Here is a 17,331-nt window from a genome sequence, read left to right on the forward strand (position 1 = left end):
CGTCCCCGGACCACCGCGCGATCACCTGCCCGGTCCCGCGCCCCGACGCGGCCGCCGGGACCGGGCAGGTGGTCACGCCGCCCGGTTCAGCCGCGCGCGACCGCGACCGTCACCCCGTCACACACCCGCTTGGGCACGACCAGCACCGCACCGGGTCCCGCCGCCAGCAGGGCCGCCGCCTCCGCCACGCTCGGTGTACCCACCGCGGCCGCCACCACCGGATTCGCCCCGGGTACCGGCTGCCCGGCCAGCACCGCCGCCGGATAGCCGACCAGCCGCCACCCCGCTTCCGCGGCCACGGCCCGCACACCGTCCTCCGCCGCCCGCCGGTCCAGGGTCGCCAGCACAGCCACCTCGCCCACCGCGATCCCCGCGCCCGCCAGCACAGCGCGGATCGCCCCGGCCAGCCGCTCACCCGCCGTCCCCGCCCGTGCGCCCACCCCCACGACCGAACCCCGGCTCACACCCCTTGCTTGGCCCAACCTCAATGCTGTCTCAACGGCCGCCAGACAGCACCCACGTTGGGCCGGACAGGTCGGCCGGCCGCGGCCCGGACCAGGCGCTCGGCCAGCCCGCGATGCCCGGCCCAGTGCAGATGCAGGTAGGACGCGTGCACCGACCCCGTCGCGAACCCCTCCGGGTCGGCGCCCCGCCAGGCCCACGCCGCACCGGCCGCCGGCGACAGCAGCAGGCCGGAACGGGGATGCACCGAGGTCCGGTGGAACTCGTGCCCGGTCACCCGGGTGCCGGCCGCGGCGAGCGGGCTGTCGGTGAGTGCGACCGCGTCCCGGTAACCCAGCGTCAGGGTGGGCGTCATCGCCGCGTCCGCCTCGATCACCCCGCACATCGGAGCACCGTCCAGGGACCGGCACAACCAGAGCAGCCCGGCGCACTCGGCGGCGATCGGGCCGCCGGACGCCGCGAGGGCCGCCACCGACCGGCGCAGTGGCTCGTTGGCGGAGAGCTCGGCCGCGTACACCTCCGGGAAGCCGCCGCCGACGACCAGCGCGCGGGCACCGGCCGGCAGCGCCTCGTCGTGCAGCGGGTCAACGGTCACGACCGTCGCCCCCGCCCCGGCGAGAAGTTCGGCCGTTTCCGCGTACGCGAAAGAGAAAGCCGGACCACCGGCAAGCGCGACCACCGGGCCATCAGCGACCGGCTCCGCGGCTTGGGGTGTCCACGGGCTCGCCGCCAGCGGCGGCGCCGAACGTGCGACCGCGGCCACCGCCTCCAGGTCGACCGAGCCCGCGATCAGCGTGGCGAGCGCGTCCACCGATGCCAGCGCTTCGGCGCGGCGCTCGGCCGCCGGGACGAGGCCGAGGTGCCGGGACGGCGCCGCCACCGCGTCGGCGCGGCGCAACGCGCCCAGCACCGGCGTGCCCACCTCCTCGCAGGCGTCCCGCAGGATCTGCTCGTGCCGGGCCGAACCGACCCGGTTGAGGATCACCCCGGCCAGCCGGACCGTACCGAAGCTGCGGAAACCGTGCACCAGGGCGGCGATCGACCGCCCCTGCGCGGCCGCGTCCACCACCAGGATCACCGGCGCCCGCAGAAGCTCCGCGACCTGTGCCGTGGACCCGGTATCGCCCGCCCCGGTACGCCCGTCGTAGAGGCCCATCACCCCTTCGACGATCGCCAGCTCGGTCCCGGCCGACCCGTGCGCGAAGAGCGGCCCGATCAGGTCCTCCCCCACCAGCACCGGGTCGAGGTTGCGCCCCGGCCGCCCGGCGGCGAGCGCGTGATAGCCCGGGTCGATGTAGTCCGGCCCCACCTTGAACGGCGCCACCGGCACCCCGCGCCGCGCGAACGCCGCCAGCAGCCCGGTCGCGACGGTCGTCTTCCCGTGCCCACTGGCCGGCGCCGCGATCACCACCCTGGCTACCATTCGATGCCCTGCTGCCCCTTGCGCCCGGCGTCCATCGGATGCTTGATCTTCGTCATCTCGGTGACCAGGTCAGCCGCCGCGACCAGATCCGGATGCGCGTCCCGCCCGGTGATCACCACATGCTGCGTTCCCGGCCGCCCTCCCAGCGTCTCGATCACGTCCTCGACGTCCACCCACCCCCACTTAATCGGATAGGTGAACTCGTCCAGCACGTAGAACCGGTAGGCCTCGGCCGCCAGATCCCGCTTGATCTGCGCCCAGCCCTCGGCAGCCTCAGCAGCGTGATCCCGCTCAGTCCCCGCCCGCTGGATCCACGACCAGCCCTCACCCATCTTGTGCCAGGTAACCGGCGCCCCGCCGGCGTTACCGAGAGCCTTGAGCGCGGCCTCCTCGCCGACCTTCCACTTCTGCGACTTCACGAACTGAAAGACGCCGATCGGCCACCCCGCGCTCCACGCCCGCAACGCCATCCCGAACGCGGCCGTGGACTTCCCCTTGCCCGGCCCGGTGTGCACCGCCAGCACCGCCTGCCGCCGACGCTGCCGCGTCGTCAGCCCGTCATCGGGAACGGCAGTCACTTTCCCTTGCGGCATCTCTCCACCTTTCCAGTACGCATAGCCGTCCATCCCGCCGACCGCCCGCCACCTCCGGCGCCGCCGCTCAGCACGCCGCCCACCCCGGCCGTTTCGCGCCCGGACTCCGCGGCCCCACGATCACCCGCACCCCGCCACCGCTCGCGCCGCTTCCACTTCCGCCGCCCAAGATCTGCGGGTCGACGCGGCGGGGTGGTGATCTTGGACGATTGGGCGGTCCAGCGTGCTACTCACCCAAGATCTCGCGGCGGCGGGCACCACGAGGCGGGGTGTCACGCCGCGCTGCGGTAGGAGCGGTCGGCCACGGCCGGCGGGACCGGCGGGCCGGATCGCCCGGCCACAGCCTGGAGGTGGTCGAGAGGCATGACTTCGGCGTTCAGGGCTGCGGCCAGCTTCCGTGCCAGGCCCAGCCGGACGGGGCCGGATTCGCAGTCGACGACGACGGTGGAGACCCCGGTCAGCAGCGGGGTCAGCCGGAGCGGGTCCGGGCCGCTGGTCGACCGCCCGTCGGTGACCAGCACCAGCAGCGGCCGGCGACGCGGGTCGCGGCGGCGCTCGGTGGCGATGGTCGTGGCCGCGGTTCGCAGTCCCGCAGCGAGCGGGGTCCGCCCACCGGTCCGCAGAGCGGCCAGCCGGAGCACACCCACCTCGTGGCTGGACGTCGGCGGCAGCACAACCTCCGCCTCGCTCCCCCGAAAGGTGATCATGCCAATCCGGTCGCGCCGCTGGTAGGCGTCGCGCAGCAGGGACAGCACGGCCGTCTTGACCAGGGTCATCCGCTTGCGCGCGGCCATCGATCCCGAGGCGTCCACAACGAACAACACCAAGTTGGCCTCACGCCCCACATGCACCGACTCCCGCAGATCCGACAGCTCCACGCCGAACCGGCGGGCCACCGACCGGCTCGCCGGCGCGATGCGACCAGACAGCCCTCCAGCAGCCGCCGTCGGAAAGGCGGCGGTCTCGGCCGCGTTCCCCGAGAGGACGGCGGATGGCGAGGTGGCGGCCGACGCCGCCGGGGATGGTGGGGTGGAGATGGCGGCGCGGTGCAGGGCCGCGCGGAGTGTGGCCGGCAGGTGGGGGGCGCCGGAGAGCTTGCCGTGTGGGATGCGGCTTCCGACGACCCGGCCGCGGCGGGCGTATGCGGGTGAGCGCCGGCCGGTGTGGCCGCCCTCGCCGCGAGCAGCGATGCGCAGCGTGCGGGTCCGGTAGGCGGCTCCGGCGGTGGCGACCGCGCCCGCCTTCTGCGGTTCGGCCGTCCGGTCGCCGTGTTCCGGGCCGTTGTGTGACGGGGCGCTGTGGTCCGTACCGTCATGGCTGAAGCCCGTGCCCTGCGGCCCGCCGCCGTCGCTCGGTCCCCGCGGCCCGCCGCCTCCCCCGCCGGGCGGCCCGCCGCCCTCGGGATCGGGATCGTCGTCGCCCGGCCCGGCCTGATCATCGCCGGCCCGGCGGTCGTCTTCGGCCTGGCGGTCCGCCTCGGCGTGGCGATCTTCTTCGGCCCGGCGGTCGTCTTCGGCCTGGCGGTCCGCCTCGGCCTGGCGGTCCTCCTCGGCCTGGCGTTCGGCTTCGGCCAGGGCGTCTTCGAGTTTCTGTTCGTCGGTGCCGGGCGGGTCGAGCGGATCGGTGCGGCGCCGGTGCGGCAGGGCGAGCCGGGCCGCGTCGCGTACGTCGCCGGCGGTCACCGACGTCCGGCTGTGCCAGGCGGCCAGCGCGACCGCGCACCGGGCGACCACGATGTCGGCGCGCATCCCGTCGACTCCGTAGGCGAGGCACACCCGGGCGATCCGGTCGAGTTCGGCGTCGGGCAGCTCGACCGACGGCAGCAGGGCGCGGGCGGCGGCGATCCGGGTGGCATAGTCCTGCTCGGCCGGGTCGAAGCGGGCGGCGAAGCCCGCCGGGTCGGCCTCGTAGGCCAGCCGGCGGCGGACCACCTCGGCCCGCTGGGTGGCGTCGCGGGGGGCCAGCACGTTCACCACCAGGCCGAACCGGTCGACCAGCTGCGGCCGCGGCTCGCCCTCCTCCGGGTTCATGGTGCCGACCAGCAGGAACCGGGCGGCGTGCTTGACCGAGACACCGTCGCGCTCGACGTGTGCCCGGCCCATCGCGGCCGCGTCCAGCAGCAGGTCGACGAGGTGGTCGGGGAGCAGGTTGACCTCGTCGACGTAGAGCACACCGCGGTGGGCGGCGGCGAGCAGGCCGGGCTCGTACGCCTTCACCCCGTCGCCGAGCGCGCGTTGCAGGTCGAGGGTGCCGACCACCCGGTCCTCGGTCGCGCCGACCGGCAGCTCCACCAGCGCGGCCGGCCGGGCCGTCGCCGGGCTCGCCGCCGGATGCGGACCGTCGGGGCAGGCCGGGTCGGGCGCGGCCGGGTCGCAGGCGAACCGGCAGTCCGCCAGCACGGCGACCGGCGGCAGGAGCCCGGCCAGGGCACGCACCACAGTGCTCTTGGCGGTGCCCTTCTCGCCGCGGACCAGCACACCGCCGACCGCCGGTGAAACGGCGGTGAGCAACAGCGCGAGGCGCAGGTCGTCGAGGCCGACCACGGCCGAGAACGGGTACGGACTCGTCACAGGGGAATCCCTTCCGGCGGGTGTCCACGCCCGCTCGTCGGTTGACACGAGCGGCTGGAGTCTCCTGACTCCCGGATCGACGTTTCCCGCTCGCCTTCCGGCCGTCGCAGGCCGTGGCGCTGGGTCAGCGGGTCGCTCCCCGGTCACAGTGGCGGGACCGTCCCGGACTCGCACCGGGTTCCTCCGCAACCGCTCGCCGGTCACTCTTTCCTACCGCCGGGGTGCGCGTCAACGCGGGGTGCCGTGACAGTGATCGCTTACGCGCCGACCGCCTTCTCGGTGGCGGGCAGCGGCTCGGGTGCCAGCTTGTCCAGCTCGGCCACCACGTCGAGGACGGCGAGCGCCGAGCGTTCCACCAGCGGGCGCAGCCGGCGGTAGAGGGCCGCGGCCTCGGGGTCGGGACGGGTGTGCCGGCCGGTCGGGACGAGAGCGGCCGCATCGTCCAGGTCGGGCAGTTCGCCGAGGGCGTGCCGGGCCAGCAGGCAGGCGCCGAGTGCGGTGCCCTCGGGGGTCTCGGACACCGAGACCGGCAGGTCCAGCGCGCCCGCGAGCACGCTCACCCAGAGTTCGGAGGCGGCGGCGCCTCCGGTGGCCCGGATCTCGGTGAGAGCGCAGCCCTCCGCGTCGAACGAGTCCCGGACCAGGGCCAGCTGCTGGCAGACGCCCTCCACGGCGGCGCGGACCAGGTGCGGGCGTCCGTGCTCGCGGCGCAGCCCGAGGTACGCCCCGCGCATCCCCGGCCGCCACCACGGCGCCCGCTCCCCCAGCAGGTACGGCAGGCAGAGCAGGCCTTCGCTGCCGACCGTCACCCCGGCCGCCTCCTCGAGCAGCGCGGCGTCCCGCTCGTCGGCGTCCTCGCCCTCGGCACCGGGCCGCTCGAACCCGGAGGCGAACGCCTGCCCGGCCCAGCGGACCACCGACCCGGCGTTGTTCACCGCGCCACCGATCACCCAGCGGTCCTCGGTGAGCGCGTAACAGAACAGCCGGCCGGCCGCGTCCGTGGTGGGCCGGTCGACGACCGTACGCAAGGCGCCGCTGGTTCCCAGCGAGACCGCCGCGACCCCGGCCGGGGTGGCGCCGACGCCGAGGTTGGCGAGCGGGCCGTCGGCCGCCCCGATGATCAGCGGAACGTCCGGGGACAGTCCGGCGGCGGCGGCCACGTCGGCACGCAGCCGGAGCTGGTGGACGGTCGGTACGACCTCGGCGAGCTGCTCCCGGCGTACCCCCGCGATCTCCAGGGCCTCGTCGTCCCAGCGCCGCGTGTGGATGTCGTAGAGGCCGGTGCCCGAGGCGACCGACAGGTCGACCAGGAAGGGAGCGTCGGCCAGCGCCGCGACGATCAGCTCTTTCACCCCGCCCCAGCGGGGCGTGCCGCGCAGCGTGCCCGGATCGTGCTCGCCCCACCAGGCCAGCTTGGTCAGCGGGGACATCGGGTGCACCGGCGTGCCGGTACGCGCCTGCAGCTCCTTGCCGCGACCGGACGCGACGAGCCGCTCGCACTGCTCGGCGGAACGCCCGTCGGCCCAGGTGATCACGGCTCCGAGCGGGCGGCCGCCGGCGTCCATCGGGACGAGCGCGTGCAGGAACGAGCTGAGGCTCACGGCGATCACGCGGTCACCGTTGCGGGCGCACTCGGCGGCCACGTCGGTGATCGCCTTGACGGCCGCGGCGGTGAGGTGGCCGGGATCGATCTCGGCGCGGCCGGGACCGGGCACTGACAGCGGGTAGTGGACGCTGGTGAGGGCCCGCAGCTCACCGCCGGGTCCGGCGGCGATGCCCTTGGTGGCGGTGGTCCCGGTGTCGATCCCGATCACGACGTCCATACGTGCCCTCCCTGGTACGCGGCTGCCTCTTCCCTACCCCGTGAACATCTTCGCGTACCGATCCCGCAGCTCTTCCCAGCCGTGCTCCCGCGCGGCGGCGCCGCGCACGGCTTCGACCCGCTCGCCGGCGAGCAGGCGCTCCAGGACGTCCATGCAGAGGTGCCAGCCGGCCGCGACCATCGCCTCGACGCCCTCCTCGGCGAGGGTGTGCCGCAGGGTGAGCCGGGTGCCGTCGCCGGCCGGCTCCAGCTCCCAGCGCAGCAGGTCGCCGCCCCAGCTGTACTCCAGCAGGCGGGGCGGCTCGGCCCGGCGCACGGTCGCGGCCAGCGGCGTACGCTCGTCGCCGTCCACCATGGTCAGCGTCGTCTCGCCCAGCGTGCCCAGGTCGCGGGCGGCGGTGAAGGGCGCCCACCGGTCGATCTTCTCCGGGTCGGTCAGGGCCAGCCACACCTGCTCCGGCGGGCGGCGCAGTTCACGGATGAAGATCAGGGTCCAGCGGTCCCCGTCCGGTACGACGGATGCGGTCATGACTCCTCCTCAAGGTGACGTTCCAGCGCGTCGAGATGGTGGTCCCAGAGCCGCCGGTAAGGCGCCAGCCACGCGTCCAGCTCACGGAACGGCCCGGCCTCCAGGCGGTAGATCCGCTGCTGGGCCCGCACCCGGGCGGACACGACACCGGCCTCGCGCAGCACCCGCAGGTGCTTGGAGACGGCCGGCTGACTCATCCCGAGCGCGCCGACCAGGTCACCGACGCTCGCCTCACCGGCGCGCAGCACGTCGGTGATCCGGCGGCGGGCCGGTTCGGCGAGCACCTCCAGGACATCCACACCGCCAGCATGCCGCTCCGGTTATATGCCTGTCAAGGCATGTACAGCACCGAAAGAAGCCCCGCCGGTCCTCCGGCGGGGCTTCCGCGGGTTCAGCGCTGGTCGAGCGGCACGAAGTCGCGGACCGGCGAGCCGGTGTAGATCTGCCGCGGGCGGCCGATCTTGTTGGTCGGGTCGTTCATCATCTCGCGGTACTGCGCGATCCAGCCGGGGAGCCGGCCGATCGCGAACAGGACCGTGAACATCTTCGTCGGGAAACCCATGGCCTTGTAGATCAGGCCGGTGTAGAAGTCGACGTTCGGGTACAGCTTGCGGGAGACGAAGTACTCGTCGGAGAGGGCGATCTCCTCGAGCTGGAAGGCGATCTCCAGCAGCGGGTCCGGCGTGTCCAGCGTGGCGAGGACCTCCTGGGCGGCCTTCTTCACGATGGCGGCGCGCGGGTCGTAGTTCTTGTAGACCCGGTGGCCGAAGCCCATGAGCTTGACGCCCTTTTCCTTGTTCTTCACCCGGGTGACGAACGCGTTGACGTCTCCGCCGTCCTTGCGGATCTGCTCGAGCATCTCGAGCACCGCCGCGTTGGCGCCACCGTGCAGCGGGCCGGAGAGGGCGTTGATGCCGGCCGAGACCGAGGCGAACAGGTTCGCCTGGGCCGAGCCGACCAGCCGCACCGACGACGTGGAGCAGTTCTGCTCGTGGTCGGCGTGCAGGATGAAGAGCATGTCGAGGATCTTCGCGACCTTGGGGTCGACGTTGTACTGAACGGTCGGCAGACCGAACGTCAGGCGCAGGAAGTTCTCGACATAATCCAGCGAATTGTCCGGGTAGGGCAGCGGGTGCCCGATCGACTTCTTGTAGGCGTACGCCGCAATCGTCGGAAGTTTCGCCATCAGGCGGATTGCGGAGATTTCCACCTGCTCCTCGTCGAGCGGGTCGAGCGCGTCCTGATAGAAGGTGGAAAGCGCGGTGACCGCCGAGGAGAGCACCGCCATCGGGTGCGCATCACGCGGGAAGCCGGAGAAGAACGTACGCATCTCCTCCTGGAGGAGAGTGTGCACGCGGATCTTGTCGGCGAAATCGCGCAACTGGGCGGCGGTCGGCAACTCGCCGTTCATCAGCAGGTACGAGACCTCGAGGAACGTCGACTTCTCGGCCAGCTGCTCGATCGGGTATCCCCGGTAGCGGAGGATGCCCTGGTCACCATCGATGTAGGTGATCGCGGAGGTGGTCGACGCCGTGTTCACGAACCCCTGGTCCAGGGTGACGTAGCCGGTCTCCTTCAGCAGAGCACTGACGTCGATGCCGCCCGGACCGTCGACGGCCTTGCGTACCCCCATCGACAATTGGCCACCAGGGTGGTCCAGCTTGACATCCGTCATGTATTTCCCTCACTTCACCGGCAGATGTCCCAAAGATTTTGCCGTTCACCGTAAACCCTCAACCTGAATGGGTCATCAGGTGGCCACCCGTTGAGGCATTGGTCACCAGTACGTATGGACCGTTGCGCCATAGACAATGGTCGGTATATTGCGACACGGTTACGGGAGCGGAGGTCGAACCGATGCGGATCCCGACTCAGAGACCCGTCGTGGTGGGCGTGGACGGGTCCCCGGCAAGCCTGGCCGCCGTACGGCTGGCCGCGCGGGAGGCTCTCTCCCGCGGACGCACCTTGCACGTCGCTCATGCTTTCACCTGGCCCGATCCGCGGCCGGGAGCCGGTGGCACCGACTACGCCCCGGCGCGCCGGGCCGCCTCGCGCGTGGTCGCGGAGGCGGTCGCCACCGCCCAGCGTTCCATACCCGGCGTCGATGCGCGTGGTCAACTCGTGGATGGGCCGCCCGGGCGCGTCCTGCGGCAGCTCAGCCGCGGTGCCGTACTGCTCGTGCTGGGCGGCGACGCACTGGCCGCCAGCGGCCGGCTGCCGGCCGGGTCGCCGCTGCTCGAGGTGGTGTCGCAGGCGTGGTGCCCGGTCGCGGTGGCGCGGGGCACGCGGCCGCCGGCCGGGCCGGTGCTGGCCGCTCTCGACGGGTCGGCGTACTCGATCCTCGCGCTCCGGTTCGCCGCCGAGGAGGCCGAGCGCCGGGGCGGCCCGGTGCACGTGGCCCACGTCGTCATGGACGATGGACCGGACGCCGAGGCCGCCGCCGGCCGGCTGGTCGACGAGGCGCTCGCCGCGGTACCGGGCCTGACCGCCGTACGCCGCCGGTTGTTGATCGGCGTGCCCGCGGAGACCCTGGTCCAGGCCTCGCGCGATGCCGGGCTGATCGTGCTGGGGCCCCGCGGCCTGCGGGCCGGCGGCCGGCTCGGGACGGTCGCCGAGGAGGTGCTACGGCGCGGCACGGTGCCGGCGGTCTTCGTGCACGGCCCGCGGATACCCACCCGCCGGGTGCCGGCGCCGCCCGGCCGGCCGGCGCGGACGCTACGGACCTGAGACGGTTTCGCCCAAGCTGACTAACGCAAGGTGCCCGGATTGCTACCGTTGGTCCGACAGGGATTTGGGGCAAACGGGAGGAATGCCCGGTGCTATCCGTTCTCCCGCCCGCAGTCGCCCGGCGGCTCTGGCAAGGCATGGCCGTAGGCGGCCTCATCGCCACGGGCGTCTACACGTTCTACTCCTCGTCGGCTCCGGGGACGATCAGCTTCGTCCTGCTCGGCGTCGTCGTGGTGGTGGCCTGCTTCGCGGGCCCGCGCCGCTGGGGCGCCGAGCCGCCCGGCGCGTGGCTGCTGATCGGCGCCGCGGCACTCCTCTTCCTGATCGGCGTGCTGATCCGGCCGACGGTCACCGAGGAGCCGATGCCCTGGCCGCTGCTGGCCGACGCGGCCAGCTTCAGCGGGTACGTCCTGCTCTCGGTCTTCCTGGCCATCCTGCTGCGCAGGCGGGAGAGCCTGGACCGGCACGCCGTCATCGACGGACTGATCGTGGCCCTGGCCGCCGGGATGACCAGCACCCTGCTGCTGGCGCTGCCAGCCGCCGCGATCCCCGGCCGGTCCGCGCTGCTCTCGATCATCCAGGGCACCTATCCGCTCTTCGACGTGATGGTGCTGCTGTTGATCGTGAACCTGACGTTCACCGCCAAGACCTGGCCGGTCAGCCTGGTCGCGCTGATCGTCATGATGGTCGGCCTGTTCGTCGGCGACGCCGCGTACGCGATCGTCGGCGTCAGCGGTCACGTCTACGCCTCGCCACTGCTGAACGTGCCGTTCCTGGTCGCGTACACCGGACTCGGCGTGGCCGCGCTGCATCCGTCGGTCGTGGAGATGAGCCGGGCCGCCAAGCCACCGGTGCAGGCCTGGTCGTGGCCGCGCCTGCTGGTGCTCGCCCCCGCCCTGGCACTGCCGTTCGTGCTGCTGCTGACCGGGCGCACCAGCGGCGCCGCGGAGCGGGTGCTGGTCGCGGGTGCCGGTGCGGCCATCGTGGCGCTGCTGCTGTTCCGGGCCACCTTCGCGGTACAGGCGCAGGTCGCCGCCCAGTTGCGCTCGGAGCACCAGGCCACCCACGACCCGCTCACCGGGCTGCCCAACCGGATGTCCATGTCCGCCGAGATCGAACGCCTCGTGATGGTCGCCGAGACCGACCACCACGACCGGGTCTGGGTCTACATGCTCGACCTGGACGGCTTCAAGTGGGTGAACGACTCGTGGGGTCACGACACCGGCGACCAGCTGGTCATCGAGGTGGGCCGGCGGCTGCGCGCCGCGGTGCCGAACACCATCCCGCTGGCCCGGGTCGGCGGTGACGAGTTCCTGCTCGCCTTCATCGGCGAGAAGGGTGAGGCGCTACGGCTGGTCGACGACATCCGCGGCTGCTTCGCCCGGCCCTTCCCGGTACGCGACACCGAGGTCGTGATCACGTCCTCGATCGGTATCGCGCACGCCGAGGGTGACCCGGCCCGGGCCGGGGTGACCGCCGAGGCGCTGATGCGGGACGCCGACACCGCCATGTACCGGGCCAAGGACGAGGGCCCCGGCCGGTCCACCATCTTCGACACCTCGATGCACACCCAGGTCCGCGAGCGGATCGAGCTGGAGGTGGCGCTGCGGGCCGCGCTCGCCGACGACCAGTTGTACGTGGCCTACCAGCCCATCGTGCGGCTGGAGACCGGGGTGCCGGTGGGCGCCGAGGCGCTGGTCCGCTGGTTGCACCCGGAGCGCGGCCTGATCCCGCCGATGACCTTCATCCCGATCGCCGAGGACGCCGGCCTGATCGGCAGCATCGGCACCTGGGTACGCAAGGAGGCCCTGCGCCAGCTCGGTGTGTGGCGCTCGGAGGGCATCGTCGGCGACGACTTCTACCTGTCGATCAACGTCTCGCCCCGGCAGCTCAGCGACCCCGAACTGCCGCTGATCGTCTCCGGGGAGATGCTGCGGTACGGCGTACCCGCGCAGTGCGTGGCCCTGGAGATGACCGAGTCGGTGATGGTGGACGGCTCCAGCGTCACCTCACGGGTCCTCTTCGAACTGCGCGAACTCGGCGTGAAGCTGCTGGTGGACGACTTCGGGACGGGCTTCTCCGCGCTCGGTTACCTGCGCCGGTTCCCGGTCACCGGTGTCAAGATCGACCGGTCCTTCGTGACCGGTCTCGGGGTGAACGTCGAGGACGACGAGATCGTCCGCGCGGTGGTGGCGATGAGCCACGCCCTCGGGCTGAGCGTGATCGCCGAGGGTGTCGAGACCCCGCTCCAGCGGGAGGCGCTGCACGCGGTCGGCGTGGTCAACGGTCAGGGCTGGCTCTGGGGAGCGGCGGTGCCCGCGCCGGAGTTCGCCGAGCGGTGGCGCCGGGCGGCGATCACCCAGGCGGCGGCCGTCCCGGCGATCGCGGCGAACCCGTACGGCCGGCACCGCCGCACCGACACCGGCTGATTACTCCGGATCGCGCAGGTGGGCGCGGCGTTCCATCATGCCGGCCTTCCGTTCCCGGAAGCCGGTCCGCCGCTCGTCGCGGATCGGCATGTGCGCGGGCGGGAACTCGTACATCCAGAACGACTGGGCGTCCAGCCGGGTCGGCTGCGCCCGGCCGGCGACCCGGCCCAGGATCATCGCGATCATCCGGGGCAGGGCGTGCCGCTCCTCGTTGTAGGAGCAGATGTCCACGAACACCCGGCCCTTGGCCTCGCCGATCGGCCCGTACATCGCCCGCAGCAGAGCGATGAAGACGCCGGCGCCGCGGGCGCTCTTCTTGGCGCCCACAAAGGTCACGTAGAAGAGCCGGCGCTGCTCGAACAGCTCCGGCCAGTGGTACTCGAAATAGTCCGGCGAGATCAACGGCACCGAGTCCAGATCGGTGGTCTGCACACCCATCCCGACCAGCGCGCCCTCCGCGTCCAGCGCGATGTACTTGTCGGCCCGCTTGTCGGCCATCAGGTAGTCGAACTCGTCGCGGAACATCAGATGCCGGTTGGCGGCCATGTACCGCAGCTCGTCAAACGTCTCCCGGTACCAGTTCCAGGCTTCTTCCAGCATGTCCGCCGGCAGTTCCGGCAGCACTTCCACTCGCATCGTCGCCCCCGTGCACATAGCGTCTCTCGGTGACAAACCTGTCAGGACGACTGGCGGCGCGAGGGCAACTCCGGCATTATTCGCTCGCGGAATCCTTGAGTAAGCCACATCACAGCCGATGGAGGGGGCATGGCAGCGCTGATCGGAGCCGAGGCCGGGATCCTCTGGATGGTCGCCCTGTTGCTCGCGCTCGCCGGTGGGCTGAGCGCCGCCCTGCTCAGCGCGACCCGCCGCCGGTAGAGAGCGCGCCGGCCCGCCGGATGCGGCAGGCTGTGCTGATGCGCTTCGCCACGTGGAACGTCAACTCGGTCAAGGCCCGCCTGCCCCGCCTGGTCGACTGGCTCGCGGATACCTCGCCGGACGTCGTCTGCCTACAGGAGACCAAGGTCGCCGAGGACGCGTTCCCGGCCAAGGAGGTCGCCGAGCTGGGTTACGACACCGCGGCGTACGGCCAGGGCCGGTGGAACGGCGTCGCCGTGCTCTCCCGGATCGGTCTCGACGACGTCCGCCGCGGCTTCCCCGGCCAGCCCGGCTTTCCGGACCAGGAGGCACGCGCGATAAGCGCCCGCTGCGGCGGCATCCGGTTCATGTCGGTGTACGTGCCGAACGGCCGCACCCCGGAGGACCCGCACTACATCTACAAGCTGGAGTGGCTCGCCGCGCTGCGTACCGCGCTCGCCGACGACCTGGCGGCCGGCCCGCTGGTGGTGGCCGGCGACTACAACGTGGCGCCGACCGACGCCGACGTCTGGGATCCCGCCGTCTTCGCCGGCTCCACCCACGTCACCCCGCCGGAGCGAGCCGCGCTCGCCGCCATCCTCGAGATCGGGCTGCACGACGTGCCGGCCCGGCCGCTCAAGGGCGACCGGCCGTTCACCTATTGGGATTACCGGGCCGGAATGTTCCACCAGAACAAGGGCATGCGGATCGACCTGGTCTACGCGAGCACGGACGTGGCCGCCCGGGTGACGGATGCCGTGGTGGACCGTGAGGCGCGCAAGGGCAAAGGCCCCTCCGATCACGCCCCGATCGTGGTCGATCTGGGCGATTGATCCGCGGGACCACCGGCGCGGGATGCCCGATTCCCCGGTGGACCCCGTAGGCTGAAGTCGATCCAGCACGCTGAACGGTCACTTGATGGGCGGGGAGAGACAGGAGGCGACAATGACAGCGCGTACGCCGGCGGGAGCCGGCGAGCCGCTGGCGCCTATGGTCACGGACTCACCCGCTCCGGACCTGCTCCGGGCCGCGTTCGAGGCGGCGACCGAGGCCATGCTGCTCTGTGCGGCGGCCGACCACACCGTCCTGCTGGCGAACGCCGAGGCCCGGCGACTCGTTCCCGGCCTGGGCATCGGGCATGACCTGGCCGCGGCACCTCTGCCCGCCCTGACCCGCGCCGCCGCCGAGAACGCGGACTCCTTCCGCTACGAGCACGAGGGCCGCTGCGTCTACGGGATGCGGCGGCGCCTGGACGACGACCACTACGCGTGGTTCCTGCGCGACCACACCGAGGAGAGCGAGCGCGCGGCCGCGCTGGAGATCGAGCGGTCCCGGACGGCTTTCCTGGCCGAGGCGGGACGGCGGCTCTCCGCGTCGCTGCACGTGCGCCGCTGTACGCGTACCACCGTGGAACTGGCGGTGGCGCACCTGGCCGACGCCGCCGTGGTGGTCCTCCCGGCGAACCGCCGGCAGAGCGCCTGGGTCCGCCTGGTCCCGGACCGGGCCGCCGAGGAGGGCATGCTCCGGGAGAGCCGGCTCACCGACGTGCCCGGCCTGGTCGAGGCGCTCGGCGGCTTCCCGCCGATCCCGAGCCGCTGGCTGGACGCGTCGCACGTGCCGGACTGGCTCTTTCCGGCCGAGCTCGGACCGATCGGGGCGCTGCTGGTCACGCCCCTGCCGGGCAACGCCGAGCCGGCCGGCGCGCTGATCCTGGCCCGGCGCGGCCCGGACGCCTCGTTCGCACCCGAGGACGAGCTGCTCGCCCGGGTCTTCGCGGCCCGCGCCGGCGCCGCCATCTCGGCGGCGATGCTCTACCGGGAGCAGGTGGACACCACCGCGGTGCTCCAGGCGGACCTGCTACCGCCGGCCCTGCCCGAGCCGGACGGGTTCGAGCTGACCGGCTCGTACCAGGCGGCTCGCGAGGCGCTGCGGATCGGCGGCGACTTCTACGACGTGTTCGGCCCGGCCGGGGACAGCACCGACACGGTGATCGCGCTCGGTGACGTCTGCGGCACCGGTCCCGAGGCGGCGGTGCTGACCGGCAAGGTCCGGCAGACCCTGCGTGCGCTGCGCCTGGTGCACGCCGGGCCCGAGGCGATGCTGCGGGTGCTCAACGAGGCGCTGCTCCAGTCCAGCCGCCAGCACCGGTTCGTGACGATGGTGATCGGCTCGATCAACCGGATCGACCACGGCCGGGTCCGCCTCGAACTGGCCACCGGCGGCCACCCCGCGCCGCTGGTGCTGCGCAACGACGGCACGGTCGAGGAGGTGCCGACCAGCGGGACGCTGATCGGCGTGATGCGGCGGACCGTGGTTCACCCGGCCACCGTCGAGCTGGCCCCCGGCGAGTTGTGCCTGCTCTACAGCGACGGGCTCACCGAGGCGCGCGGCGGTCCGGCCGGCACCGAACAGTACGGCGAGCACCGGCTGCGGCAGGCGCTCGCGGACTGCCGGGGCATGCCCGGCGTGGTCGCCGTGGAACGGATCCGCCAGCTGGTCTCCGACTGGGTCCACGGCGGCAACAAGGACGACATCGCCATGCTGGCGGTACGCGCGCCGGCTCGCGCGCCACTGAGCCTGCGCGGCGGCGGCGTACCCAACACCTCACCGTTCCTGGCGGCCGCACGCGGCGGCGACCGGCGCACCCGGGCCCGCTCATGACGGCACCCACCCAGCCGCTGCCGCTGCACGATCCCCGGCTCGCCGAGCACTACCTGAGCCTGATCGGTGACGGCGACGAGCGCGGCGCGTCCGAGCTGGCCGTCGCCCTGCTCGACGGCGGGACACCCGCGCAGCGGATCATCGTCGACCTGATCGGCCCCAGCCAGGCGCGGGTCGGCGAGCTCTGGGCCGCCAACGAGTGGTCGGTGGCCCGGGAGCACTCGGCCACCGCGGTGAACGAGCGGGTGCTGGCCGTGCTGGCCGCCCGGACCACGATCCGGCCGTCCCGCGGCCGGATCACGCTCGCCTGCGTGGACGGCGAGTGGCACGGGCTGCCCGCCCGGATGCTCGCCGAACTGCTCCGCCTGGACGGCTGGCGGGTCGACTTCCTCGGCGCCAGCGTCCCCGGCCGGCACCTGATCACCCACCTGCACCAGACCGGCCCGGACGCGGTCGCGCTGAGCTGCATGATCCCGACCCGCCTGCCCCGGGCACACGCCGCGATCACCGCGTGCCGGGCGGCCGGCGTCCCGGTGATCGCCGGCGGCCGGGGCTTCGGTCCCGGCGGCCGGTACGCCGAGCGCCTCGGCGCCGACGCCTGGGCCGCCGCCGGTGAGGAGGCGGTCACCCGGCTGGCCGACGGCTGGCCACCGCCGTACGTCTCCGACGTCCCCTTCCTCGACTCGGACAGCTTCCTCGGCGACGAGGAGTACACCCACCTGGTGCGCTCCCGCCCGCAGCTGATCGCGACGGCGATGAGCCGGCTCCCGGCCACCTATCCGGTGGCCCACCATTACGACCACGGCCAGCTCGAGGCCACCGCGGAGGATCTGGGACACATCGCCGACTTCCTGGCGGCCGCCCTCTACGTCGGCGAGGAGCAGATCTTCACCGACTTCGTCGAGTGGACCGAGGGTGTGCTGGCGGTCCGCGGCGTGCCGGAGGCCGCGCTGCGCGCCGGGCTCCGCCTGATCCGCGACCAGCTCATCGACTTCCCGGCCGCGATCGCCATGCTGGATGCCGCCCTCGCCCGATAAATAGGTGGCGCCGGTCCGGGAGGCCGGATTAGCGTGGGCGCCATGCTGTGATGGTCACCCCCGGTCCGCCTCCGCTCCTCATACGAGCCCTGCCGCCCCTCATCTGAGGGCCCGCAGGAGGCGCGTCGTTCCGATGTCCGCTTCGGCCGACCGACACCGGGTGCCCATCGCGTTCCGCGACTCTCGCCGCGATCGGCTGCCGGCTCTGTCTCGCTCGGCCTTC

Annotated in this window: 14 protein-coding genes and 1 riboswitch; of the genes, 5 read left to right on the forward strand and 9 right to left on the reverse strand. The window is 72.8% G+C overall.

What is annotated here, in order from left to right; translation table 11 throughout:
* Positions 1-86: 86 nt before the first annotated feature.
* The 8 genes from I4J89_RS39215 to I4J89_RS39250 form a co-directional block, all read right to left on the reverse strand.
* On the reverse strand, positions 87-440 hold the full coding sequence (locus I4J89_RS39215) for a cobalamin biosynthesis protein (protein ID WP_309238670.1): 354 nt from the start codon (positions 438-440) through the stop codon (positions 87-89).
* Between the two features lie 44 nt (positions 441-484).
* Positions 485-1,885: a cobyrinic acid a,c-diamide synthase CobB gene (locus I4J89_RS39220; protein WP_196419264.1), complete on the reverse strand. Its 1,401-nt coding sequence runs from the start codon at positions 1,883-1,885 to the stop codon at positions 485-487.
* Positions 1,879-2,478 carry a cob(I)yrinic acid a,c-diamide adenosyltransferase gene (cobO, locus tag I4J89_RS39225; RefSeq protein WP_196419265.1) on the reverse strand — a complete coding sequence of 200 codons (600 nt, stop codon included), beginning with the start codon at positions 2,476-2,478 and terminating at the stop codon, positions 1,879-1,881. The genes I4J89_RS39220 and cobO overlap by 7 nt, the downstream gene beginning before the upstream one ends.
* Before the next feature lie 272 nt (positions 2,479-2,750).
* Entirely contained in the window at positions 2,751-5,048 is a 2,298-nt protein-coding gene (locus I4J89_RS39230; RefSeq protein ID WP_196419266.1) for a VWA domain-containing protein, read from the reverse strand.
* 58 nt (positions 5,049-5,106) lie between these two features.
* A riboswitch (cobalamin riboswitch) is annotated at positions 5,107-5,231 on the reverse strand.
* Between the two features lie 74 nt (positions 5,232-5,305).
* On the reverse strand, positions 5,306-6,871 hold the full coding sequence (locus I4J89_RS39235) for a gluconokinase (protein ID WP_196419267.1): 1,566 nt from the start codon (positions 6,869-6,871) through the stop codon (positions 5,306-5,308).
* 33 nt (positions 6,872-6,904) lie between these two features.
* The gene (locus I4J89_RS39240) at positions 6,905-7,399 is read right to left on the reverse strand and encodes an SRPBCC family protein (protein WP_196419268.1); all 495 of its coding nucleotides are present in this window, start codon (positions 7,397-7,399) and stop codon (positions 6,905-6,907) included.
* Positions 7,396-7,698: an ArsR/SmtB family transcription factor gene (locus tag I4J89_RS39245; protein WP_196419269.1), complete on the reverse strand. Its 303-nt coding sequence runs from the start codon at positions 7,696-7,698 to the stop codon at positions 7,396-7,398. The genes I4J89_RS39240 and I4J89_RS39245 overlap by 4 nt, the downstream gene beginning before the upstream one ends.
* A 92-nt stretch (positions 7,699-7,790) precedes the next feature.
* Positions 7,791-9,074 (reverse strand): citrate synthase, encoded by a 1,284-nt coding sequence (locus I4J89_RS39250; RefSeq protein WP_196419270.1) that lies wholly within the window; start codon positions 9,072-9,074, stop codon positions 7,791-7,793.
* A gap of 182 nt (positions 9,075-9,256) precedes the next feature.
* Here I4J89_RS39250 and I4J89_RS39255 point away from each other — a divergent pair, with 182 nt between their 5' ends.
* Both I4J89_RS39255 and I4J89_RS39260 read left to right on the forward strand, forming a co-directional pair.
* Positions 9,257-10,126, forward strand: coding sequence for a universal stress protein (locus I4J89_RS39255; RefSeq protein WP_196419271.1), 870 nt, complete (start codon positions 9,257-9,259; stop codon positions 10,124-10,126).
* Positions 10,127-10,215: 89 nt separating this feature from the next.
* Positions 10,216-12,555: a putative bifunctional diguanylate cyclase/phosphodiesterase gene (locus I4J89_RS39260; protein ID WP_196419272.1), complete on the forward strand. Its 2,340-nt coding sequence runs from the start codon at positions 10,216-10,218 to the stop codon at positions 12,553-12,555.
* Here I4J89_RS39260 and I4J89_RS39265 read toward each other — a convergent pair whose 3' ends face one another.
* The gene (locus I4J89_RS39265) at positions 12,556-13,191 is read right to left on the reverse strand and encodes a hypothetical protein (protein ID WP_196419273.1); all 636 of its coding nucleotides are present in this window, start codon (positions 13,189-13,191) and stop codon (positions 12,556-12,558) included. It abuts the gene before it with no gap.
* A gap of 278 nt (positions 13,192-13,469) precedes the next feature.
* Between I4J89_RS39265 and I4J89_RS39270 the strand changes: the two genes are divergently transcribed.
* From I4J89_RS39270 to I4J89_RS39280, 3 genes are all read left to right on the forward strand, one after another.
* Positions 13,470-14,243, forward strand: coding sequence for an exodeoxyribonuclease III (locus I4J89_RS39270; protein WP_196419274.1), 774 nt, complete (start codon positions 13,470-13,472; stop codon positions 14,241-14,243).
* Between the two features lie 112 nt (positions 14,244-14,355).
* Positions 14,356-16,071, forward strand: a complete 1,716-nt coding sequence (locus I4J89_RS39275) for a PP2C family protein-serine/threonine phosphatase (RefSeq protein WP_196419275.1) — start codon at positions 14,356-14,358, stop codon at positions 16,069-16,071.
* On the forward strand, positions 16,068-17,108 hold the full coding sequence (locus I4J89_RS39280) for a cobalamin B12-binding domain-containing protein (RefSeq protein ID WP_196419276.1): 1,041 nt from the start codon (positions 16,068-16,070) through the stop codon (positions 17,106-17,108). The genes I4J89_RS39275 and I4J89_RS39280 overlap by 4 nt, the downstream gene beginning before the upstream one ends.
* Positions 17,109-17,331 lie beyond the last annotated feature (223 nt).

Origin of the sequence: Actinoplanes aureus (assembly GCF_015704865.1) — a bacterium.
In the GTDB taxonomy this organism is placed as follows: Bacteria; Actinomycetota; Actinomycetes; order Mycobacteriales; family Micromonosporaceae; genus Actinoplanes; species Actinoplanes aureus.